At 49.1% G+C, this 24874-nt stretch carries 18 protein-coding genes; 12 read left to right on the top strand and 6 right to left on the bottom strand.

Annotated features, from left to right (window positions below):
* Positions 1-57 precede the first annotated feature (57 nt).
* The 3 genes from tldD to MJ769_RS06575 form a co-directional block, all read right to left on the bottom strand.
* A complete protein-coding gene (gene tldD / locus MJ769_RS06585) occupies positions 58-1503 on the bottom strand; it encodes a metalloprotease TldD (protein ID WP_239235456.1) in 1446 nt (481 codons plus the stop codon).
* A gap of 228 nt (positions 1504-1731) precedes the next feature.
* Positions 1732-2598: a carbon-nitrogen hydrolase family protein gene (locus MJ769_RS06580; protein WP_239235511.1), complete on the bottom strand. Its 867-nt coding sequence runs from the start codon at positions 2596-2598 to the stop codon at positions 1732-1734.
* Between the two features lie 25 nt (positions 2599-2623).
* On the bottom strand, positions 2624-6481 hold the full coding sequence (locus MJ769_RS06575) for a YhdP family protein (protein WP_239235454.1): 3858 nt from the start codon (positions 6479-6481) through the stop codon (positions 2624-2626).
* Between the two features lie 104 nt (positions 6482-6585).
* Here MJ769_RS06575 and glnE point away from each other — a divergent pair, with 104 nt between their 5' ends.
* From glnE to MJ769_RS06510, 12 genes are all read left to right on the top strand, one after another.
* Positions 6586-9300, top strand: a complete 2715-nt coding sequence (gene glnE / locus MJ769_RS06570) for a bifunctional [glutamate--ammonia ligase]-adenylyl-L-tyrosine phosphorylase/[glutamate--ammonia-ligase] adenylyltransferase (RefSeq protein ID WP_239235452.1) — start codon at positions 6586-6588, stop codon at positions 9298-9300.
* Between the two features lie 256 nt (positions 9301-9556).
* Entirely contained in the window at positions 9557-10627 is a 1071-nt protein-coding gene (locus MJ769_RS06565; RefSeq protein WP_239235450.1) for a hypothetical protein, read from the top strand.
* 294 nt (positions 10628-10921) lie between these two features.
* The gene (locus MJ769_RS06560) at positions 10922-11194 is read left to right on the top strand and encodes a type II toxin-antitoxin system TacA family antitoxin (RefSeq protein WP_239235442.1); all 273 of its coding nucleotides are present in this window, start codon (positions 10922-10924) and stop codon (positions 11192-11194) included.
* Positions 11191-11685, top strand: coding sequence for a GNAT family N-acetyltransferase (locus MJ769_RS06555; protein ID WP_239235440.1), 495 nt, complete (start codon positions 11191-11193; stop codon positions 11683-11685). Before MJ769_RS06560 ends, MJ769_RS06555 begins: the two co-directional genes overlap by 4 nt.
* 193 nt (positions 11686-11878) lie before the next feature.
* Positions 11879-12265, top strand: coding sequence for an REP-associated tyrosine transposase (locus MJ769_RS06550; protein ID WP_445083078.1), 387 nt, complete (start codon positions 11879-11881; stop codon positions 12263-12265).
* A 134-nt stretch (positions 12266-12399) separates the two neighbouring features.
* Complete coding sequence (locus tag MJ769_RS06540; RefSeq protein WP_305854693.1) at positions 12400-12852, top strand: iron chaperone; 453 nt, start codon at positions 12400-12402, stop codon at positions 12850-12852.
* Between the two features lie 250 nt (positions 12853-13102).
* Positions 13103-13657, top strand: coding sequence for a diaminobutyrate acetyltransferase (ectA, locus tag MJ769_RS06535; RefSeq protein ID WP_239235436.1), 555 nt, complete (start codon positions 13103-13105; stop codon positions 13655-13657).
* Positions 13658-13669: 12 nt separating this feature from the next.
* The gene (gene ectB, locus MJ769_RS06530; RefSeq protein WP_239235435.1) at positions 13670-15016 is read left to right on the top strand and encodes a diaminobutyrate--2-oxoglutarate transaminase; all 1347 of its coding nucleotides are present in this window, start codon (positions 13670-13672) and stop codon (positions 15014-15016) included.
* Positions 15013-15408: an ectoine synthase gene (locus MJ769_RS06525; protein WP_239235434.1), complete on the top strand. Its 396-nt coding sequence runs from the start codon at positions 15013-15015 to the stop codon at positions 15406-15408. The genes ectB and MJ769_RS06525 overlap by 4 nt, the downstream gene beginning before the upstream one ends.
* Before the next feature lie 51 nt (positions 15409-15459).
* A complete protein-coding gene (thpD, locus tag MJ769_RS06520) occupies positions 15460-16407 on the top strand; it encodes an ectoine hydroxylase (RefSeq protein ID WP_239235433.1) in 948 nt (315 codons plus the stop codon).
* Between the two features lie 50 nt (positions 16408-16457).
* Positions 16458-17873, top strand: coding sequence for a sodium/proline symporter (locus tag MJ769_RS06515; RefSeq protein WP_239235431.1), 1416 nt, complete (start codon positions 16458-16460; stop codon positions 17871-17873).
* A gap of 39 nt (positions 17874-17912) precedes the next feature.
* Positions 17913-18524, top strand: a complete 612-nt coding sequence (locus MJ769_RS06510; RefSeq protein ID WP_239235430.1) for a MarC family protein — start codon at positions 17913-17915, stop codon at positions 18522-18524.
* Positions 18525-18692: 168 nt separating this feature from the next.
* On the opposite strand, the gene MJ769_RS06505 is transcribed toward MJ769_RS06510, so the two are convergent.
* The 3 genes from MJ769_RS06505 to MJ769_RS06495 are packed head-to-tail and all read right to left on the bottom strand — an operon-like array spanning position 18693 to position 24585.
* On the bottom strand, positions 18693-21797 hold the full coding sequence (locus MJ769_RS06505) for an efflux RND transporter permease subunit (protein ID WP_239235428.1): 3105 nt from the start codon (positions 21795-21797) through the stop codon (positions 18693-18695).
* Between the two features lie 17 nt (positions 21798-21814).
* The gene (locus tag MJ769_RS06500; RefSeq protein WP_239235426.1) at positions 21815-22990 is read right to left on the bottom strand and encodes an efflux RND transporter periplasmic adaptor subunit; all 1176 of its coding nucleotides are present in this window, start codon (positions 22988-22990) and stop codon (positions 21815-21817) included.
* Positions 22987-24585 (bottom strand): efflux transporter outer membrane subunit, encoded by a 1599-nt coding sequence (locus tag MJ769_RS06495; RefSeq protein WP_239235424.1) that lies wholly within the window; start codon positions 24583-24585, stop codon positions 22987-22989. Before MJ769_RS06495 ends, MJ769_RS06500 begins: the two co-directional genes overlap by 4 nt.
* Between the last annotated feature and the right edge of the window lie 289 nt (positions 24586-24874).

Below are 24874 nucleotides of genomic sequence, written 5' to 3'. Positions count from 1 at the left end.
TGTGGCGTGATGTGGGAAGCGATTTATATACACCGCACATCACACTGCTTTTACCTCTTACGCAGTACCGCCCACTGTCAGCCCATCTATTCTTACTGTTGGCTGACCTACGCCTACCGGCACGCTCTGACCCTCTTTGCCACAAACACCAACACCAGGATCAAGCGCCATGTCATTGCCTACCATGGAAACACGGGTTAATGCCTCAGGGCCATTGCCGATCAAAGTTGCACCTTTCACTGGATAGGTAATCTTACCGTCTTCAATCATGTATGCCTCAGCGGTGGAAAACACAAACTTTCCGCTGGTAATATCCACTTGCCCCCCGCCAAAGTTCACGGCATACAGCCCACGTTTGACTGAAGCAATAATATCCTGTGGGTCTTTATCGCCATTCAGCATATAAGTGTTGGTCATGCGCGGCATCGGCAGATGCGCAAAAGATTCGCGCCTAGCATTACCGGTAGTTGGCACGCCCATCAGGCGCGCATTCAAAGTGTCCTGCAAATAGCCCATGAGAATACCGTCCTCGATCAAAACCGTGCTCTGCGTAGGGTTGCCTTCATCATCCATTTGTAGCGAACCGCGCCTGTTAGCAATCGTACCATCGTCCACTACCGTCACACCCTTGGCTGCTACCCGTTCACCGATGCGGCCGGCAAAAGTGGAGCTGCCTTTACGGTTAAAATCGCCTTCCAGACCGTGCCCTACAGCTTCATGGAGCAGAATACCAGGCCAGCCGGAACCAAGTACAACGGTCATATTTCCCGCCGGGGCTGGCTTGGCATCCAGATTAATAACTGCCTGATGTACCGCTTTGGCGGCATAATCGTATAAAACTTCGTCCGTAAAATAGGCATAATCGTAACGTCCGCCTCCTCCAGATGCACCCTGCTCTCGCTTACCGTTGCTTTCTACAATAACTTGCACCGAAAGACGCACCAGTGGGCGAATGTCAGCATTCATCAAGCCATCGCTACGCGCCACCAACACCACCTCATATTCGCCTGCCAGCCCGGCTATTACTTGGGTAACACGCGGATCCAAGGCGCGCGCATGACGCTCCAGGCGTTCCAGCATCGCAACCTTGTCAGCATCTTTCAAACTGGCGATAGGGTCATGTGGTAGATAGAAATGTTTGTTGCTATTCGCGCGTAACAGCGGCACAGTTTGCGTCCCGCCCTGCCGGGCAATCGCGCGCGTCGCCAGTGCTGCACTTTCCAAGGCGGCCAAACTGATGTCATCGGAATACGCGAAAGCAGTCTTTTCACCGCTCACCGCCCGCACGCCTACACCTTGATCTATACCAAAGCTGCCAGACTTGACTATACCTTCTTCAAGCGACCAGCTTTCGGCACGACTGTACTGAAAGTACAGGTCAGCGTAATCCACTTTGTTCGCCAGCATTTTGGAAAACGTTTGCTCCAGATGGCGAGATTCAAGCGCATGCGGTACCAGTAGTGACTGCTGGGCAAGGGCAAATACAGTATCGTTATTTTGCATTGTCAAACCTATAGAAATTTAAAAGATCGTTACAAAAAATCAAGCTCATTCATGAGGTGCGTATTTAAAGCTGTAAAAAATTACTCGGACTTTTTTATCCTGAGTCATGTAGGGATACACATAAGGGGAACCCCCCTTTATTAGCATAACGTTTCGATGAGACAAGCTGTGCGTAAAACCGTTCCTCACTGCCCCATAGAGGAGTCAGTGATCTCACTGGCCTGTCGTTCACCTAAGAGATGAGGTAATCGTACGGTGTGATAGCGCTGGCAAGCTCGCGCGCAAGCTAGCGAGATAGGATGGATTAATTTCCGCAACCACGACGCCTGAACCGCGTGGCAATCGATCCAGCACTTTACCCCACGGATCAACAATCATGCTATTGCCGTGTGTTTCGCGACCATTGATGTGGTAACCGCCCTGCCCTGCGGCCACTATATAAGCCAGATTTTCGATAGCACGCGCGCGCACCAACACCTCCCAATGCATTTTCCCAGTGGTCTCAGTAAAGGCGGAAGGTAGCACAATAATATTTACATTGTGCATAGCGCGAAACAACTCAGGAAAACGCAAATCGTAACAAACCGCCAAACCAAGGCGGCCGAACGGACTATCCACCACCACTACCTGCTTACCTGGCTCAATAGTCCGACCCTCGTCGTAATGTTCGTTGCCGAGTTCGAGATTAAACAAATGAATTTTGTCATAGCGCGCTACCTGCTCTCCATTATCGTCATACACCAGGCAGGCATTACGCATTTTGTCTGGCTCATCCGCCACCAGAGGAATGGAACCGCCAACCAGCCATATTTTAAGCTCGCGCGCAATCTTACTCAGAAAAGTCTGGATCATGCCGCTACCCGGTTGCTCGCGCACTGCCAATTTATCCGTATCCTTTAGTCCCATGATGGGAAAGTATTCCGGCAATACAACCAAGCGTGCACCCTGATCCACAGCTTTTTCGATCAGGCGGCGTGCCTCGCCCAGGTTAGCCGAGACGTTTGGCCCCGAAGCCATCTGTACGGCAGCAACCTTGAAAGTCTTAACTTGATCTTGAGCCTTGGCATATCGTTGGGTGGCATTACTATTTTGCATCTTTAAATCTTTCATAGTGTTACGTCTACGGTGGCGTAACAGACTTGTTCACACCCACCTTTTCTACATTTGGGTTAGCCCATGCACCCGTAACATTGTATTCAAACGACGCCAACTTATCGAGTGGTTCGCGCAATATCTTGCTGGCAATGAAGACTCCAATACCCACTACCGGACCACCGGCAAACGCGCTCAGTAAGGCTGCAGTGTTCCCAACAGTAGGCAGAACGCGCACTCGTAAGTTTTGCGTTTCGTGGTTTAGATCCACCTGCCCTCTCATCGTCACTTTGGCGGCCGAACCTTCAATTTTAAAATCATCGGTAAACAAAACCCCTTTCCTGACTTGTGCCACTCCTTTGATATGATCAAACTTAAAACCTGCACTGAACACATCCGTAAAATCCAGCGCAATGCGTTGAGGCAGAGCTTGCAAGCTCAAAATACTGAGCAACTTACCCACGCCCGGATCGATTTTCAGGAACTGTCCTTTGTCAGTGTTCAGCTTGAGCGTACCATCCAGCGTGGCATAGCTGAATTCGGCTGGCGCACCGGGCCAGGAAAACGTCCCTTCCAGTTTTCCGCTGCCATCCTTCACACTATTTGGGTAACCGAAACGACCAAGCATTTTCCCTGAATCACTGATTTCCAGCTTGAGGTTGACTTGAGCCTGCTCTCCACTAGGGGTCATCTGCCATTTTCCATCCGCAGTCAACTCACCATCTGGATTCGTGATAATTAAGCGCTCCAATAGCCAGTCGCGCTCGTGTTGTTGCGCAAGTAAATCAAGCTTGCCCAGATTCTTGCCATTTAGTGTGATGCTATCCACGGCCAAATCGAGCGCAGGATGATTTATGCTAGCAATATTTTTTTTTAAAAAATTAGATTGAGCTACAGCATTTTTCTTTTTTCCACTTTCATCTCGATCCAACTCGAGAGACACATTTCTCAAGCGAGCAACAAATTTGCCGTTACCTTGCGGATGCCAGCTCACTTCACCATTAATTGACTTGGCTGCTAGTAGGGCAACCACCGTACCATTAACATTACGTGCATTGATACGAAGATCATTTGCCATATAACCATATCCACTGACTTTCTGGATCAGCAAGTCGGCACCTGCGATACTGACCGGTGTCGATCCATCCGATGCGCTAGCCAATGCTCCCCAACCTTCCAACGATATCTGCGGCACCGCGCCGACTAGCCACACGCCATCTTGTTCCACCCATTTACCCGTATTGCCAAAGTCTACCGTGCCGCGCTTCACGAGCCGCTCACCCCCCTCGTCGTCCCTACGCAAAAATTTCGCGCTGAAGAGCTTGCCATATTGCATCGATAACACGTCCTGATCCGCAGTCAAGCTATTCATATCTAAGCGCAGCGGAATAGTCTCGTTAGCGCGCTTTGCAAATGGTGCAGGCAGGTCAGATGTCAGCCCGATCAAATTGGATGAAAGTTGCATACGGATCTGTTTATTCATCACTGAAATTTCTGACTTCCAATCGCTGCTACCATGCAGATGATTCAGCAACGAATTCGGCGCTACCCCACGTAGGACGTCAATATTTGCGCGACCAGCCACCTTGGCATTTATAGCGCCGCCTTTAAAGCTCTGCACTGTCAGGGTAGCAGGTCCTCCAAGCACTTGCATAATGACGCCCTGCGTGCGTATCGATGATTCACTGAACAACAGATCACCACTAACTTTATGTAATACTGGCAAACTCTTACCTAAGCTCACTTCATTATCGAGAAAATGATAACGACCGGAAACTCTTGCTGACTTACTACCGCGCAATGGAATATCTACATGTAGCTTCAGATTGCCATTACCACTCGACGTAATGTTGTCGGTGAGTCCATCGATATACCCACGCACCGGACTTAGCTTTATAAAATTCAGACCATACTGCGTATTCCCCACTGACTCACCGCTCACTTGCAATAGTAAGTCAGGGCTTACTATATCCGGTAGAACCACGCTAATATTTTCCAGAGACCCACCCACAGTCATAGCAGTCGGAGCAGTCACCTCAAGCCGTTTGCCCTGCATCACCAATTCCGCAACGGCATTTTCCACACGAGGCCATTCTTTCGCGTATTCCACCACCACCCCAGTTGCACGCGCCCGGATCTGGAACAAACCATTACGATTCCCATCAAATGGAAAATCATTTAAATTACCCTTCAGGCGCAGATTAAAACTATCTGCCTGACCGTCGACCAGCGCATTGCGTACCCAATCATGGGCTTCGCTATTCAACGCAACCAATGGAATATAGCGAGCTGTATGACGCACTGCGGCGCGCGTCAAATGAACTGTCAAGTCAATCAAGCCAGGGCTTTGAGGTAGTGACTGATAGCTACCAAAAAAATTCCCGGCTAGGTCGGCATTCGCAACGGAAACCTTTTTAAAATTGACTTCCATGCCATGGTCATGTTTTTGCCAACTCAACTGTGCTACGAGCGAATCAAAGGCCAAAGGTTCCGGCATGATCAGTGGCGCATCCACCGTCGAATTGCGCGTATTGAGAGACAGCGTGCCGTTGACATCGTTACCGTTCACTTGGCCGCTCAGTCGAGTAAATCCTGGAATATTGCCCGCACGCAGTATTGATAGTCCGTCGAAACGCGCTTTAATCTCGTAATTTAATAACTTGTCAAAATTACCCTGCCATTTTGTTTGTACATCTGCTATCCGTCCTTGTGGCGAAAATTTAGCAAGCTGCTGCTTCAGGCTAGACGTCAACGGCAGAAAATGCATCAATCTGGTGAAGCTGTTCATATCCAGCGTATTGACACGCACCTCACCGACAGCAGCTTTCTTACTTGTAGAATCTGAAAAATTAATATACAAATCAATTGGCTGTATCACAAGACCATCATTCATTTGCAATGATAATTTTCGCGTAGAGATCTCAAAACCCCGAGCTACGTCATGCCATTCAACACGACCACGCAGCTTAATCATATTGAGTGGCGGCAAATCATCGGCCAATTGTGTCTGTATACCAGCCAGCGCCAGATCAGCAGTAAACTGACTGATCTTCCCCTTGTCTACACCCAACCAACCACGTAGCGCACCTCTGCCTCGTTTGGGAGAAATGGGCAACGGCAACCATGTATTCCAGGCAGCAACATCAACATAATCAAGCTCGGTATACACCTCTCCGCGCCAAGCATTGAAGTTATCAAAGCTGGCACCGACAAAATCACCGCGCAGATCCAGTTGCGCTGACAATTCCGCTGGCGGTTTCGCTAACAGCGAAAACATGTGACGATGCCCACTGTTCTTAATGAGCATGTTTACTTGATTTAATATCAACGGGGGCGCAGCGCGCTGCTCATCCTGCCAAGTAATGCGCGCGTTACGAACTACAATATATTTTTGGTGCAGTAACCAATCCGACAGGCCGTGATCCGCAGGCTGTCCAGGAATATTACTCGACATCGCCATGCCAGCAATATGCAACGCGCCCTGCGCGTCCCGCTGAATCAGCAAGTCCGGCTGGTTAATCTCCAGGCTATATAGACGTAACTGCCCCGTCAGAGCGGTCATCCACGACACCACATTGTCCACTTGCTGCAATGCAAGCAAAGTTTTTCCCTGTTTATCCAGAATTAGTACATCGGTAAACAACAAATGCGGGCGCATGCCCTGCCAGTCTGCCTCAATCTTGCCAATAGTCACTGTCTGACCGACAGCGTGACTGACCATAGCGCTAATATTCTCGTGATAGCGTTGGATATCAGGCAATATCCAGTACCGCAATGCCAACATCAATCCCCCGCCAATAAACAACAACAACACTGCACCAAACAGCGCGAATCGCGTTAATTGACTACAGCAGCGCCAACAAAACCACGCACAAGCTCTCAACATATAAGGGGATTACCACATAACCATGTAAACAAATAAACCGAGGCACGCATAGCAGATTTATAATGAACAATTAAGTATAAACAGTTTAACCTTAAGCCCCCTCTATGAATACCGTCATCACACCCATCTCCGATAATTTCGACATTACTTTACAGCGCGTCCGGCGCTGCAGTCGATACGCACAGCGCCTGCTCGACAGCGAAGTCGAATTACTGCCGTGGCTGCGCGCGAACTATGCTCAACCCTGCAATATGGATGAAATGACGGCATGGCTAGCCACCATGCCAGTCACAGACGAAGATTCGCTGTCATGCGCGCTGCGCTGCTTACGCAAGCGCGTCATGCTCAAGCTATTAGCGCGCGATTTGGGCGGACTGGCCAATCTAAAAGAAGTTACGACCTGCATGTCAGCACTAGCAGAACTGACCGTACAGCGTGCGCAACACTTCATTATGGAAACACTGGAGCAGCAGTATGGCCAGCCGATAGGTGAACTGTGCGGCACGCCGCAGCAATTGCTGGTTGTAGGCATGGGCAAGCTGGGCGGCATGGAGCTCAATGTTTCCTCTGATATTGATCTTATTTTTGTCTACCCGGAAGACGGAAACAGCAATGGCTCTCGCAATATCAGTAACCACGATTTTTTTTCCCGCCTGGGTCGTCGCCTCATTAACCTGATTAGCGAACTAACCCAGGATGGCTATGTATTCCGCGTGGACATGCGTTTACGGCCATATGGTGACAGCGGACCACTGGTGATGAGTTTTGCAGCGGTAGAGGAATATCTGGTAGAACAAGGTCGAGAATGGGAACGATATGCCTGGATTAAAGCTCGCGTAATCTCTCCGGCAGATTATCCCGCTACGCAAGAACTCATGCAGCTCGTACAGCCATTCATATTCCGCAAATATCTCGATTTCGGCGCATTCGAATCCATGCGCAAACTGCATGCACAAATTAGCCAGGAAGTTCAGCGCCGCGATCGAATTGATAATATCAAACTGGGATCAGGCGGCATCCGCGAAATCGAATTCATAGCTCAAGTTTTTCAATTGATACGGGGTGGGCGCGATGACAGCCTGCGCATCCGTCCCACTTTACAAGTGTTGCAACTTCTAAGCGAAAACGGCCAACTTCCACCAGGCACCGTAAAAGAGTTGAGTGAAGCTTATGTATTTTTACGTAATCTGGAGCATCGCCTGCAATATCTGGATGACCAGCAGACTCATGATTTACCGAAGAACAGTGAAGAACAGGCAGTAATAGCCGAAGGTATGGGTTACCCGGATTACGGTGCCATGTTGAAACAATTAAAGCACCACCGCTCGTTGGTAAGCGGACAATTCGCTCTGATTTTCAACACGCAAGAAGACAGCACAGTAGCAAGTGCGCTTTGGAACGAAAATTTAAATACGGAAGAGTTGCAAAATGACCTTGTCAAATTAGGATATACAGACACAACAACCTTGGCTGAACGGCTGTTGCATATCCGTGACAGTGGCCGTTACCGTCAACTGCCGGACACAAGCCGCCAACGTATAGACAAACTGATTCCGCAGTTCATCACACTATGTGCAGAGCCGAACAACCGTGACCAAACCCTGCCACGCATACTGAATCTGTTGGAAAGTATTAGTCGGCGCGCCTCCTATCTGGCCTTTCTGGCCGAATATCCCGTGGTTTTACCACGTTTAATCGGACTCGCCAGCGCCAGCGAGTGGGCGTGCGAATACCTGATTAAACATCCCATTTTGCTGGATGAATTGCTCGATGCACGTGAAATCTACCGTGCACCCGATTGGAATGCTCTTGACGCAGAACTACTGACGCAACTTGATCAATGCAATACGGATACAGAACGCCAGATGGATGTGCTTCGCCAGTTCCAGCATGGCCAAACATTCCATTTATTGGCAATGGATTTGCAAGGGCTGCTGCCGTTAGAAACGCTTAGCGATCATCTCAGCAACCTGGCCGACCTGATTTTGCGCCATGTGTTGCAACTGTGCTGGCGTGATGCGCGCAAAAGGCATCAAGAGCAAGCGCAATTTGCCATTATCGCCTATGGCAAACTGGGTGGTCGCGAACTCGGCTATGCTGCCGATCTCGACCTGATTTTTTTATACGATGATCAGCATCCCGACGTAGCAGAAATTTATGCCCGACTGGCTCAACGCATCAACACCCTGTTAAGCAGCTATACCTCAGCGGGTCGTTTGTATGAAATAGATTTGCGCCTGCGCCCGAATGGCGCCAGTGGCCTGATGGTTAGCTCCATTCCCGCATTCGCTGAATACCAGCAGCAGCACGCCTGGGTGTGGGAGCATCAAGCGCTGACACGAGCGCGCTTCTGTACCGGAAATCCACATGTAGGCAAACAATTTGAAACCATACGCAATAACGTGTTGTGCAAATCGCGTGACCTCAATGAGCTGCGTCAAGAGATTGTGGCAATGCGTCAGAAAATGCTGGACTCTCATCCCAATGACGGCGACTTGTTCGATATCAAACATGATCCCGGCGGCATGGTGGATATCGAATTCATAGTGCAATTTTTAGTACTGGCACATGCTCACACCGAGCCCAAATTAACTGCTAACAGTGGCAATTTGGCACTGCTAATGCTCGCCAGTAAACTAGGATTAATAAAAGTGGAATTAGCGGAAGCGGCAAGCAATTGCTACCGCACCCTGCGCGCAATGCAACACAAGATGCGTCTGAATAACCAATCACCCTGCCGCATTGACAGGAATGAAATTGACACTGCATCGGTAATTACGCTATGGGAAGAATTATTGGGGCCACGATGTCAGGAATAAAAGTGGCACTCGCGTGATAAAGACCAAACATGGCAACAATTCAGCTCCAAATTAGATTTTAGAAATAGCGACACTCACGACCAAGCTCGTACGTTATCGTAATCTATTCGTAAGATGCTTCTATGAACCATAGGAATGGAATAAGGAATAAATGGGGTAATTAAATCGAATCCAACCCTGAGGTCTCTCATAAGCCGACGGTCATTGTATGATCTAACATGTTGGGTGTTGCGGTTCATGATTAGCAATCTACCACATGATTTTCAAAGAGCTTCCTATGCTAAACAAATCCCTTTTACTTGTACTTGGTGCCGGCGCTAGTAATGAAGTCGGTCTTCCAGTTGGCGCTGATCTAAAGCATCAAATCGCAAAAAAGCTAGATTTTAAGTTTGATGATGTTGGCAGACCAGAAAACAGTGGTGACGATGAAATTATGCGAGCCTTTCAAGTTGCCAATACTGGTCCTGATGTGTATCCAGCGAACAAGCAGTCGCTCATCAAAGCTTCGTGCCTGATTCGAGACGCAATGCCTATGGCCATATCAATTGACAACTTCATCGACTCTCATCGAAATGATGAGTTAGTTGCGTTTTGTGGCAAATTGGCGATCACACGATGCATATTAGAGGAGGAGGCTCGAAGCAAGCTATTCATCAATCCTAGCAATATCAATAATAAACTTAATTTCGGCGGCATCCAAAACACGTGGTTTAACGCATTTTTCCAACTACTCACAGAGAATTGTCAGAAAGAGAATCTACCTGAGCGACTTCAAAAGGTTGCCGTCGTTAGTTTTAATTACGACCGTTGCTTCGAACATTGTTTGTACTTCTGGCTCCAACAATACTATGGCATATCAAAGGACGAAGCTGCGAGCATTGTTGCACTTTTAGAAGTACATCACCCCTATGGTAGTGTTGGCGCACTTCCTTGGATGACTCAATCCAAGAAGGAAAAAATTGAATATGGAGCTACACCAAATACTCACCAATTGATCACAATCTCCAAGTTACTCAGGACGTTTACTGAGGGCACGGATCCTTCAGTGAGTGACATCGAATCTATAAGAGCCACCGTTGCTAACGCCGAACGGTTACTCTTTCTCGGATTTGCTTTTCATCGGCTGAATTTAGATTTGTTATTTTCTGGCCTAACGTCTAGAACAACATCCGTATTCGCAACTGCTTTTGGCCTATCACAGAGTAATTCCGATCAAATCAAAGACGGTTTCAGTGATAAAGCACAATTCATACAAATACGGAACGATTTGACTTGCTCGAAACTCATTAGCGAGTATACGCGACGACTATCGCTAAATCTAAGCTAGAGAACGAAACACGGTAAGCTGGGCTACCGTAGGCTGGTGCTAAGCTTGCGAAGCCCAACATTTTTAAAACGCCGGTGCTGAAATTTTCCGCGCCGGTTTTTAATTTCCTACTGTCCTAATCTGTGGCCTGTTTAGCATATTCGTGCCAGCCGCCAAGCAAACGTGAGCGCAGCATCTTGCGGCGACGGTATCTAGAACATCAAATCTGGAATGTTTCAATCAATGTATTGACAATAGATACACGCATAGTCATTATTCGTATAGCTATTGTCAATACATTGAGAGGAAAAGTCCATGCGCGACGCCGCCATCAACCTACGGGCATTGCCCGAGCAACGAGATTTAATTGATCACGCTGCAACTCTGCTAGGCAAGAATCGTTCGGACTTTATGCTCGAGGCTGCCTGCTCAGCCGCCCAGGCGGTAATACTTGACCAGGTTTTTTTCAGCCTGAATACCGACAAGTTTCAGCAGTTCACGGCAATGCTCGACGCCCCGCCTAGCCCAAATCCAGGACTTGAGCGCCTTATGACGGTGACAGCTCCCTGGGCCGCAATCAAGGCATGAGTTTACAACTCAACGCACCTCAGCCACTCGCGACCATCCACATTCTGGATCAATTTGAGTGCAGTGAGGGCGTTCTCGACGAGTGGCTCAAGCGCCGCGCAATAGTCAACCAAGTAAGTGGAGCCAGCCGCACGTTTGTAGTGGCGGATCAGGATAGTCGTGTTTACGGGTACTATGCCATGGCTGCAGGTGCTGTCTCGCACCAGATTGCAACCAGTTCTGTACGTCGGATCATGCCCAATCCCGTTCCGGTGATGGTTCTGGCTCGGCTCGCGGTTGACCGCCATGCCCAAGGCATTAAGCTTGGCGCATCCCTATTGCAAGACGCCGTCAACCGGGCGCTTGTAGTTTCTCAGAATGCCGGTGTTCGAGCTCTGCTGGTAAATGCACTTCACGACCGCGCCAAGAAGTTCTACGAACACTACGGTTTTCAGTCATCGCCGTTGCAACCGATGACGCTGATGTTGAGATTGAATATCGGCAAGTCATGAACAAATGAATTCAGCACTTCTTGGCTTGACGCGCGAGCTCGGTAGGCTGGGCTGAAAGAAATGAAGCCCAACATCACAGAAGGTAGATAAAAAGATGCGTTACCGACGAGCCAATGCAGCGGGAGGTACATACTTCTTCACAGTTAACTTGGCTGAACGGCGCTCTGATTTGTTGGTCTGACATATTGATGACTTGTGCGCAGCCATGAAAATGGTGAAAGACGCGCATCCATTTGCTATTCTGGCGATGGATGTGTTACCCGAACACCTGCATGCGATATGGCGCTTGCCGCCGGACGATGCCGACTATCCACTTCGCTGGTCGCTCATCAAGGCCGGATTTTCCAGGTGGCTGACAAAAAGCGAGCATATTCGTGCCAGCCACCAAACCAAGCGTGAGCTTGGCATCTGGCAGCGGCGGTATTGGGAACATCAAATCCGGGATGAGATTGATCTTGTGCGGCACGTCGATTACATTCATTACAATCCTGTAAAACATGGGCGGGTCACTCACCCTGTTGATTGGCCTCATTCAACATTGCATGGCTTCATTGACCCGGGAATGGCAGCATCGAATTAGAGTGTTCAAATAGGTGATGAAGTCAAGTAGGGTGGGCACGTCTTTGTGACCGCCCAGGCAGCGTCTATCATACCCCAGCACACCATTCTCCATCGCAACAGCCCATTCATGCGCACATAGCGATGAAATGTTGAATGAGGCCAATCAACCGCACGTTGCACATGCCCGTGTTTAACCGGGTTGAAATGAATGTAATCGACTTAGAATTCACATGGGCACTACATGGCTCGCAGCGCCCAGGAGAAACCGACATGCCATTTCTATCGCACGAGGAGTACTTCATCAGTCAGACAGCTGAAGCACGCAGACGACTTGAACTCATTCAAAAGGTGGTCGAATCACAGATTCCTGGAGCAACAAGGACTATCAGCTACAACATGCCGGCGTTCAAGAAGCAAAACACCTTCATCTACTTCGCCGCTTTCAAGACGCACATCGGTATCTATCCCCCAGTGACAGACGATTTCGCGCTAATCTCAGAGACTGAAGCCTATCGAGGCCCCAAGGGCAACCTGTCTTTCCCGCACAGCGAAGAGCTACCTTTGGCTCTCATCGGAAGGGTCATCGCAGCGCTTGCATCCCAGTAAAGTGCGCAATGAATGATTACAAGACGGTATCTCCTTGCGATTTGAAGCATGGTTATGACGATAAAAATGGGATTGGTGAGGGGATGTGGAAAGAAGTTTATTTCAACTTGTGCGGTTGAGTTCCCCATTCTTTAATCTTCAGATAACTACTGGCCACATGCTTTTCAATGTGTTAAGGTAAAAAAGAATTTATTAACCCGACCCACAAAGGTGTTGGAGGACATGTTGTCTTTCCATACCGCATTATTTTTTGGCCAATCAAACAGATAGAGAAAATTTAGCGGTTCACGAACCCATCCCATTTGAATTTCGTCCCCTTGCGCCGACCGATGGTATGGCGCTGCACCGGCTGGTGCATGACTGTCCCCCACTCGATCCCAATTCCACATACTGCAACCTGTTGCAGTGCAGTCATTTCCAGAATACTTCCATAGCCGCCATCAGAAACGGCGATCTGGTCGGCAGCGTAACCGGCTATTGCATCCCGGATCGGCCTGACACTTTGTTCGTCTGGCAAGTGGCGGTGCACCCCTCGGCGCGCGGACAGGGTCTGGCACGCACGATGCTGCGCAATTTGCTGAAACGGACGGCAACGCAAGGTATCTGCTACATCGAGACATCAATCACCCCCGGAAACGACGCTTCATTGAAATTGTTTACGGGATTTGCGACTGAGCAAAACGCAGACATGGTTCGCTCAGTCATGTTCGAGCAGGCGTTGCATTTTGCAGGCGCGCACGAAACAGAATACCTGTTTCGGATCGGCCCGTTTGCAGCAGCAAGTGGCTCACATATTCAAGATTAAGGAGAAAACAGAATGAAGATTTTTGACGAGTTGGAATCGGAAGTGCGCAGCTATGCACGGGCTTTCCCCAGAGTGTTCAACCGCGCACGCGGCGAGTATTTGTATGACAGCGATGGAACAGAGTTTCTGGATTTCCTCGTCGGTGCGGGGACGCTGAATTACGGGCACAATAATCCGCTGTTCAAACAGGCACTGCTGGATTACATCGAGGCGGACGGAATCACCCATGGGCTGGACCTGCATACCGTGGCCAAGCAACAGTTTCTGGAAACGTTTCAGGCCAAGATACTCAGACCCAGGGGGCTGGATTACCAGGTGCAGTTCACCGGGCCGACCGGAACGAATGCCGTCGAGGCCGCGATGAAATTGGCGCGTAATATCACGGGACGCCACAACATCATTGCTTTCACCAACGGATTTCACGGTGTCACGCTGGGTGCATTGGCGGCGACCGGGAATTCACACCATCGCGGTGCGGCCGGGATTAATATGGGCGGCGTCACGCGCATACCCTATGACGGCTACCTGGGCGAAGGTTTCGATACCACCGAGTATCTGGACAAGGTGCTGTCCGACGCCAGCAGCGGTGTGGATAAACCGGCTGCGGCCATCGTTGAGACGGTGCAAGGCGAAGGCGGGATTAATGTGGCGAGTTTCGGTTGGCTGAGATCCTTGCAAGAAGTTTGCCAGCGCCATGAAGTCCTGTTGATCATCGATGATATCCAGGCAGGTTGCGGCAGAACCGGCACGTTCTTCAGCTTCGAGCCGATCGGCATTCAGCCGGATATCGTCACCATGTCCAAATCACTGAGCGGGTACGGATTGCCAATGGCGGTAGTGCTGATGAAATCAAAACTTGATCTGTGGAAGCCAGGCGAACACAACGGCACATTCCGGGGCAACAATCATGCCTTCATTACTGCAACTGCGGCGATCAACCACTATTGGTCGGACAGCACGTTTTCCAAAAGTATCGAGTCAAAAGGGCGAGTGATAACGGAGCGTCTCAATCATTTTGTGGCGCAATATGGCGACGGGAATTTCAATGCCAAAGGTCGGGGGATGTTCCAGGGAATCAACTGCGTGAGCGGAGAATTGGCCAGCGACATTTCGCTACGTGCCTTCAAAAAGGGGCTGATGATAGAGACCAGCGGTGCCGAAGACCAGGTGATCAAGTTGCTGTGTCCATTGACGATCTCTGATGAGGCACTCGGCAAGGGACTCGACATGATTGAGGAGAGCATCAACGAATCATGCAATCATTTCAGGAGAATACCGCGCGAGAAAGATTTTTTTCAGTCGGCGTTGCGCGCGCGGAATAGGCTGGGGCACATAAAAAAAGAAATGGAGATGAAATGATAGTCAGGACATTGGAGGAAGCGGAGCAAAGTAATCGGCGCGTGGTTAGCAATGGCTGGGAGAGCACGCGTTTGCTCCTTAAAAGCGATGCGATGGGTTTCTCTTTTCATATCACCACGATCTTTGCCGGCGCCGACTTGGACATGCACTATCAAAATCATCTGGAGTCGGTTTATTGTATTAGCGGCGAAGGCGAGATCAAAGACCTGGCTGACGGAAAAGTCTATCCCATCAAACCCGGCACGATCTATGCGTTGAACAATCATGACAAGCACAAATTGCTGGCCACAACCGAGATGAAGATGGCTTGTGTGTTTAACCCCCCGTTGCATGGTAAAGAAGTCCACAACGCCCAGGGCGCTTATGAGTTGGATGCTGAGGCGGTACAGTGATCGGTCCCGTAATATATGAGAGGAACCGAATTGAAACAGGAGAATATAAAAATGAGTGAAGCGGTAGATAAATATCCTTCACGCGCCGGACGTGCACCGTGCCTGGAGCCGCGTCTGGACCCGGTGGTTTATGCCTCAGCACCACAGCAGCTGTTGCCGTATTTGTCGCCCGAACAGGTAGCGCAATATGAACGCGATGGCTATCTGGTACTTCACGATGTTTTCAGCGGCGAGGAGGTTCAATGTTTCAAGGATGAGCTGGAGCGCCTGCGCAAGGATGCAAGCTTGGCCGGAAACGACGAGGTAATCTCTGAACCTGGAAGCGGCGACATCCGCTCGATATTTCGCGTGCACCGTATCAGCCCGGTTTTCAAGCGTCTGGCATCAGACGTTCGCCTTGCCGGAATCGCGCAGGGTCTGCTGGATGACGAAGTTTATATCCACCAGTCCAGACTGAACTACAAGCCCGGTTTTCGCGGCAAGGAATTCTTTTGGCACTCGGATTTCGAGACATGGCATGTAGAGGATGGTATGCCTGCCATGCGCGCACTGAGCATGTCCATCACACTGACCGAGAATACTCATAATAACGGTTCGTTGATGCTGATACCCGGATCGCATAAAGCTTATGCAGTCTGTACCGGCGAAACGCCCGCCAACCACTTCAGGGCATCACTGAAAAAACAGGAATATGGCGTACCGGAGGATGGGCTGCTTGAGCAATTGGCCAAGCACAACGGGATAGTAAGTGCAGCGGCCAAACCAGGCTCGGTGATCATTTTTGATTGCAATACCATGCACGGTTCCAACAGTAACATCACGCCAGACCCGCGCTCCAATGCGTTCTTTGTCTACAACGCGATCAGCAACCGGGTAGTGCAACCGTTTTGCGATCAATCACCCCGGCCAGAATACATCACTACCCGCGAGCATGTGGAGACAATAAAACTGCAACGCTCTGATTCGGAAAGTTATCGCTGCGAATTGCAGGCCGTCTAGTTTCCTGCAGGCATCCAAATGTATTCCGAGCTGCAGATTAGTAAGCGCACATGATATTGACCTTCATATTGTTTATGGGCTTGTTCCTGCTGATCGGCATTGCATCGATTTTCAGCAGCCGTAACACCAAGCAGGATTATTATCTGGCCAGCAAGTCTGTGGCTCCCTCACTGGTTGGTTTGTCGGCAGTCGCCACCAACAACAGTGGCTTTATGTTTATCGGCGTGATCGGCTATACCTATGTGACCGGACTAGCCTCCATATGGCTGATGCTGGGATGGATCGCGGGTGATTTTCTGTCATCCACTTTCATCCATTCCCGTTTGAGATTGACAACACAACAAACCGGAGAAGCAAGTTTCGCGGGGGTGCTGAGCCGCTGGAATGGCGGAGAGGGGCGCATGCTACAGCGCGTGATCGGCGGTATATCGCTGCTCTTCATGCTGGCTTATGCCAGCGCGCAATTGGTCGCCGGCGGCAAAGCGCTTTATGTGCTGCTCGATTGGCCGGCATGGTCGGGAGCTGTTATAGGCGCGGTTCTGGTGATGGCGTACTGTTTTTCAGGCGGCATTCGCGCATCCATCTGGACGGATGCAGCCCAGTCGGTAGTCATGATGCTTGCGATGGGATTATTGCTGTTTACCGCGGTATCCAATCTTGGTGGTGTGGGGTCGGCCATTATGCAGATGAACGGCGTGCCGGGTTTCATGGACTGGTTTCCCAAGGATCTGGTGGTGCCGGGTTTTGTCGGCGGGGTGATATTTGCCGTCAGTTGGGGATTCGCAGGATTTTCAGTTGTCGGGCAGCCACACATCATGGTCCGATTCATGGCACTGAATGATTCTGCGAAAATGAATACGGCGCGGTTCTGGTATTACCTGTGGTTTACTGTGTTCTATTTGATGGCTACAAGTGTTGGCATGTTGTCCCGGATTTATTTGGTTGACCCTGGTTCGTTCGATGCGGAACTGGCACTGCCGACGATGGCCATGCAAATACTGCCGCCTGCCCTGGTTGGCGTGATTTTCGCAGGGATTTTTGCCGCTACCATTTCAACTGCGGATTCACTGATACTCAGTTGCTCTTCCGCGCTAACCCATGATCTGCTCCCCCACAAGATTGAAAATACAAAAATATTGAAAGCCGGGACAGCCGCAATCACCCTGGCCGCATTATTATGGGCATTGCTCAACCATCAGAGTGTATTCAGCCTGGTCATCATGGCATGGTCCGGCCTTGCGAGTGCATTTGCCCCGTTGCTGATCGTGCTGGCACTGGGTGGCAAACCGGGCACCAGAGCAAGTATCATTGCAATATTCACCGGACTGGCAACTGCGATATTGTGGCGTTATATCGGATGGCATAACGCTGTTTACGAGGGGATGCCGGGAATTCTGGCGGGATTGCTTGTGTTATCCCCCACCCTGTTCAGCAGTCTGCCAAAACGGGCAGTGACAGCTGGATGACTCCACGGTCGAGCAAGGCTATCATTAAACGGTAAAAACATGAGCGAACTTATACAATCTTCATTGCTGATGCTGGCTTTGCTCAATCCATTTCTGGTTATCATTTACCTTGTTGATCTGGTCGAGAAGCTGGATCAAAGGCAATTCGCTAAGGTGTTGATCCATGGCAGCCTCATCGCCTCGGCGGTGTTTTGCAGCTTCGCGATACTCGGCGATGTCATATTCTCCAACATAGTTCAGGCGCAATTCGCCTCGTTCCAGATATTCGGCGGCGTAATCTTTCTCCTCATCGGGTTACAGTTCGTTTTTTACGGACCGAAGGCGATCACTGCGTTAAGAGGAGATTCACCGGGTCTTGCGGCTGCAATTGCGATGCCTGTATTGATCGGCCCCGGCACTATCAGCGCCAGCATGGTCATCGGCAAGAGGCATGAAGCACTGTATGCTAGTGCCACGATCGTTGTTGCTACAGTCATCTCTGTGGGTATCATGCTCGCCCTCAAGGCAATACACGACTTCGTACGGCCACGCCATGAACCGATCATTAAAAAATACATTGAGATCGCCGGGCGCATTACGGCACTGTATGTTGGAACTATCGCCGTGGAAATGATTATGAAGGGGATACGGACATGGGCGGAAAAATTCTGACCATGCAACTGCTGAAAGTCGGGATACATGGCAAAATCGAATTGAAACAAAGTCCGGGTATTTATTAAATCAGATATCCGGCTTTGCTTTTGACATGCCTGAACATCGTGCGTATGTACTTTTTTGATTAAGTGTTGCTTGTCATTCGTACTGAATTCTGCCCATGAGCTACGAAGCAGGGATTTGTTGGGGAGAGTTAGTTTCTTCAGCAAATACAGTGAACAGCAACGGCAGTAATAGCAAGGTGAACAGGGTAGCGGAAACAATCCCGCCAACGATGACCACGGCGAAAGGGCGTTGTGTTTCCGAGCCTATCCCGTGGGAAAGAGCTGCGGGTAATAGACCGATACCGGCCATCAGCGCGGTCATCAGGATCGGGCGTAGGCGTGCAACCGCACCTTCCAGAACGCTCTCAGATATCTCTTTGCCATTTCGTAAGCCTTCCATAAATTGCTCTACCATGATCACGCCGTTCTGCACCGAGATGCCTGCTACGGCAATGAATCCGACGGCAGCCGAAACGGACAGGTGCAACCCGGCGAAACCAAGTCCGGCAATGCCGCCGATCAGTGTGAAGGGCACCATCAAAATTACCAGTAGCGCTTTACGCATGGAACGAAACGCCCAGAATAGCAGTATAAAAATCATCAGTACTGACAACGGTACAATAATTTTGAGACGTTTGATGGCGCGTTGCTGATTTTCAAATTGCCCGCCCCAAGTCATGCTGTAGCCAGGTGGAAGCTTCACCTGTGCATTCACTTTTTCCATTGCTTCGGCCACAAAGCTGCCCTGGTCGCGGCCGAGTAAATTAGCTTTTACTGCTACTAATCTTCCACCTGCTTCACGCCCGACACGAGCAGCTCCCTGACGCACTGCAATTTCTGCAATTGAACCCAATGGCAAAGTTCCGCCAGCAGGCAATGTAATCGGCAAATCAGCAAGGTCATCTACCGCGTCCCGGTATTTCTTATCCAGACGCAGTGTCACATCGAAACGCCGGCTTTCTTCGTAAAAAACGTTGACTGCGCTGCCCGCCATAGCGATGTTTATAATGTTATTCACATCATTGACATTGATGCCATAACGCACCATTCGATTACGATCGAGCGTAATGTTTAATTCAGTTTGCCCGCCGACCTTAATTGCGGCTACGTCAGCCGCCCCACGAATACCATTAAGTATATGGGCGACTTGTTCAGATTTATCTTCAAGAATTTCCAGATCAGGACCAAAAATCTTAACCGAAATTTCGCCCTTTACACCAGACAGCGCTTCTTCCACGTTATCTTGAATAACTTGCGAAAAATTTGTAGGTACGCCAGGTATAGAGCGAATTTTTTTGGTCATATCCGCAATTAATGCTTCCTTGTCTACGAAATGCCATGTGTCATGCGGGTTGAGATCAGCCATAATTTCCAGATTATTTGGCCCTTTCGGATCAGTACCATCATCGGGGCGTCCAACTTGAGTGGCGACATTGTTCACCTCTGGATAGGAATTCATGATAGCCCGCACCTGTCGTTCGACATCCTTGGTTTTATCTAATGCGGTCGCGGGTGGCAAGCTGATAGTTAGCCAGATGTTGCCTTCATCCAGCTTGGGTAGAAATTCGCTACCCAGAAAGGGTACGACCATGAGTGTGATAGCAAGCGCACCGATAGAAGCTGCTACGATGCTTTTGCGCCGATTGCCTGCCCACAGCAGCAAGTTGCGATAGTGCTCTTGCAATTTGTGCATCCAGTCACTGTGTTTTTCGGCAAGATCTTTACTTTTCACTGCATAGCTCAATAAGGTTGGCAATAATGTCAGTGTCAACAAAATTGCACCTATCAATGCGAAAGTTAGGGTAAGCGCGACGGGTGTAAAAATCTTTCCTTCCACCCGCTGAAAAGTAAAAATAGGCAAAAAAGCCAATATAATTATAGCCTTGGAGAATAATATGGGAGACCCCATCTCAATACTTGTTTGCTTTATGAGATGTAAGCGCCAGCCGTAAGTTTGATGCTGCGGCAATCCATCCGCCTTTGCTAAAGCGAGCTTGACCATCAACGCTTCGATCAAAACTACTGCACTATCGATGATGATTCCGAAGTCCACAGCACCGAGTGAGATCAGATTGGCTGACACGCCACCCTGATCAAGCAGGATAAATGCAAACAGCATTGCCAGCGGAATAATCACCGCGACGGAGAGCGCCGCATACCAGTTGCGCAGAAATAAAATAAGGATGGCTATAACTAATAGCGCGCCAACAATCAAGTTCTCGCTCACAGTGTGAACTGCGTGGCGTACCAAGTCAGTTCTATCATAGTAGGGGACAATTTTCACACCTTGCGGCAATTTGGATGACACTTCTTCAATACGGAGTTTTAACGCCTCCACAACCCTGGTAGCGTTTTGCCCTTTGGTCATCTGTACAATACCTTGCACCACATTATCGTAATCATTAAAGGCCACCATGCCTGAGCGTGTCCGATCACCGATAACCACCTCGCCGACATCACCAACCAGAACGGTCTTGCCATCTTTGGCAATAATCACTACACGCGCAATGTCACCTAACGTTTTAAATAATCCAATACTGCGTAATACTAATGCCTCATCACCTCGCACTAGTACACCACCCCCACCATTGTTGCTATTGATGTTGAGCGCTTGAGCTACTTGGTCAATGGTTACATTGAATTTACGCAACATGAAAGGATTGATACGAACTTGATACTCCTTCACCGTGCCGCCGAAACTGACTACATCTGCGACACCTCGAACTTGGCGTAGGGCGGGTCTCAGTACCCAGTCCTGCAATGCGCGCACCTCCCTCGGGTGCATATCATTCGGTACTTCCAGCACATAACGATAAACTTCTCCGACTGCATTCGTGAGTGGTGCCAGACTAGGTTGTATGCCTGGAGGCAAGCTGATGTTCTGTAACTTTTCCAGCACTTGATGACGTGCAAAATAATCGTCAGTACGATCTGAAAAGGTAAGAGTGACTACAGACAAACCGGTAATAGATACAGAACGCAATTGTGTCATGCGGGGAACGCCGCTCATTTCACGCTCAATTGGTAAGGTTATGCTGCGCTCGACCTCTTCCGGAGCTTGACCCAAAGCTTGGGTAACAATCTGCACCTGGACATCCTGCACATCAGGGAATGCCTCTATCGGTAGATTTTCAATGGCCTGCCACCCGGCAATAATCAATACCAATGTACCAGCGAGCACAAACACACGCTGCTGCAATGCGAAGGTAATTAACTTATCTAACATTTAACTAGAACCGGTATTTAGTTATGAGCAGCATCACTCGTTGATCCGAGTTCAGAATTCAGCAACAAGGCTCCGCTTGTGACTACGCGCTCGCCTGCTTGCAAGCCCTCTTTGACATAGGCATATTCACTTCCCTGCAGGCTTAGCGTAACCCGACGACGTTGCAATACGCCGGGAGACTGCTCGACAAATAGGTAGCTGAACAAGCCTTGAGTGACTATTGATGCATTTGGTACACGGGGTAATTTAGATTTATCACTTGCAATTGGAGTGACGCGTGCAAACATTTCCGGTTTTAGTTTAAGGTGTGGATTGTCCAGCTCGCAGCGCACTTGTATACGTCGCGTTAACGGATCCAATGCGCCACCGATGACAGTCACTTTACCCTGAAAAATTTCGCCAGGATAAGCATCTACTTCAACAGAAACCAAATCACCAAAGTTTATTTTGTCGAGCTGTCTTTCGGGCAGATCAATCTGCACCCAAAGATGAAGTGGATCGGTGATTACAAACAGTGGATTGACTGCATCCGGTCTTACCTCACTGCCGGCATTGACCTGCCGCTCACTGACAGTGCCAGTTATAGGCGAACGTAATATGAATTGGCCCGCCAACGTAGGCACATCGGCATTCAGGTTTTTCAACCGTGCCTTGGCGCGAAGGAATTCTGCTTGCGCTTGTTGCCAGTCGGCTGCGGCTGCCTCAACCTCTTTGCGAGCAATTCCCTTAATTTGATATAACTGTTTAGTACGCTCGTAAACTTCTTGTTTACGTAATACGTCTGCATTTGCCTTTGCATTATCAGCTATTGCAATAGCGAAATCAGGTGAATCCAGCACTAATAGATGATCGCCTTTTTTTATTTGCATCCCTACTTCGACAGGTATTTTGACGACTCGGCCGGCAAGCGGGGAAAAAACACGGGCTGTATTATTGTCATTGTAAGAAATACGCCCGTTCAGCGGCTCTACCAAAGGCTCGGGGAATGCTTCAACTGTTTTTATTTTCAAAAATGACAACTGTGGCGCGTTCGCAGCAAACCGCAGCTGGTCAGAGGTCGTAGGGATGGAAGGTTTTTCTGGGCTAGAAGCCAGGTTGGGAGAGCTAAATTTATTCCATCCCCAATAGCCTGCAACAGCCGCCAAGACTATGACAACAATAGGTAGCAAAAATTTTTTATTTAATTTGATCATGGAGCGAGTGTTTCATTTGATGAAGCAAGCGACGTGGTTAAATTAGTGCCTACTTGTGCATCGGAGCGATTCCACCACCCTCCCCCAAGCGCTTGGTATAACGCTGCCGCATCGCCAAAGCGATTGGTTTGAGCCTGAATCAAATTAATTAATGATTGCTGGTGGCTTTGTTCGGCTAGCACCACTGTTTGATAACTTACATAGCCCAGCTTGTATTGCTTGCGGGTAATTTCAGAATTTACTTTAAGGGCTTGTTCAGAACGCTCAGCAGCTTTCAGGAAATCCGCATCTGATTGAATAGCATGCAGCGTATCCGCCACATTTTGGAAAGCAGTAATCACCACATTTCGATAATCTGCACTGGCCTGAACCAAATGCTCTCTTGCGGCGCGCTCCTTAGCTTTTAATGTCCCGCCATCAAACAGCGTTTGAGAGATGCTTCCGAGCAACGAAAAAAAGGGACCACCTGTCTGGAACATCCAATTTGGAGTTGATGCCATTCCACCAATCGCACCGGTAATTGCAAACTGCGGAAGCCGACTAGCTATGGCCACACCAACTTCCGCGCTGGCTGAGTGTAATTGTTCTTGTGCGGCTCTAATATCGGGACGCTGTTCAACGAGCTGTGATGGAAGGCTTAATGGAAGCTCTTGCGGTAAACGGAGCGACGCAAGCTCAAACTTTTCTGGTACATCTTCATTAGGTAAATTTCCCGCAAGGGCACGAATCAAATCGCGGGTTTGTTCAAGCTGCTTCCTCATTGGAATAAGCGCTTGTTCTGCCTGTGCCTTCACTGACTCTTGAGACGCCACTTCAAGCTCAGCAATAAATCCGAGCTTGAGCTGTTTGCGCATAACCTCAAGATTTTCATTGTGAAAACTTATAATTTTTTGCATCACCGCAATTTGACTGCGTAGCGACGCTTCCTGCAAAGCAGCTGCCACGACATTCGAAGCAAGGGTGATGTAGGTCGCTTCCAATTGAAAATGCTGTGCATTTAATTGGGCTTGAAGAGACTCGACCTGCCGCCGGTTGAGACCAAACACGTCCGGCACATAACCAACCGTTAATTGCGCGATATGATAATTGTAATAAACTGGTGCAACAAATATTGGTCCCGCAGGGTTTGAAACGGTTTGGATGTCCCGACCATTCCCTTGTAAGCCCAATGAGTTTCCCCCATTGTTACCACTAAGTTTGTTACGAGATGGCGAATAACTGGCACCTAGGGTGGGGTAGAAAAATCCCTTTTGCGCAATAACGTTCTGCTGCAACTGACGCAACGCTGCTTGAGCAGATTGAATCGACGGATTAGTCTTGAAAGCCCGTTCAATTAATGAATTGATTTGCGGTGAATGAAACATCGTCCACCAGTCAAAAGGAATAACCGCTGTTGCATTATATTTTTGCAACTCTCCCGCTGCCACAGCAGTTCCTTGATGCAGGGATTGAGGGGTATAACCGGTAGCCAGAGGAGCTTCAGGTTTTTTGAAATCAGGGCCTATAGCACAGCCATTTAAGAGTGCCGAAAACGATAACGTAACCCAGAAAGACGAGCTTTTCGTTAAAAGTTTTCTGGTTGCTAGCTTAATCATTCTGTGCTGCTTAAATTGCCAAGGCCGAACTAAAATAAACGAAGTGGAATGTGATGGCTAACGATAATCTGTGCACTCTAACCATTTCCGAAAGAAAACCAGATCAAGCAAAATTTATTTAATCGTTAATTTTAACTCAAATACTATAGACCATCAGTACATTTTTCGTTTTTCCAAATTCATAGCAAATTGAACCCTCCATTTGATACTGGAAGAGGCTGTCAATCTTAATGAATCGCGGATTCAACAACGAAGTGCAACTTTTTCTAACAGAATGATGGGGCGAGAT

The organism is Candidatus Nitrotoga sp. BS (assembly GCF_927797785.1).
Lineage (GTDB): Bacteria > Pseudomonadota > Gammaproteobacteria > Burkholderiales > Gallionellaceae > Nitrotoga.
Note: the sequence above shows the minus strand (reverse complement) of the source record. Positions and strands in the feature narration are given on the sequence as shown.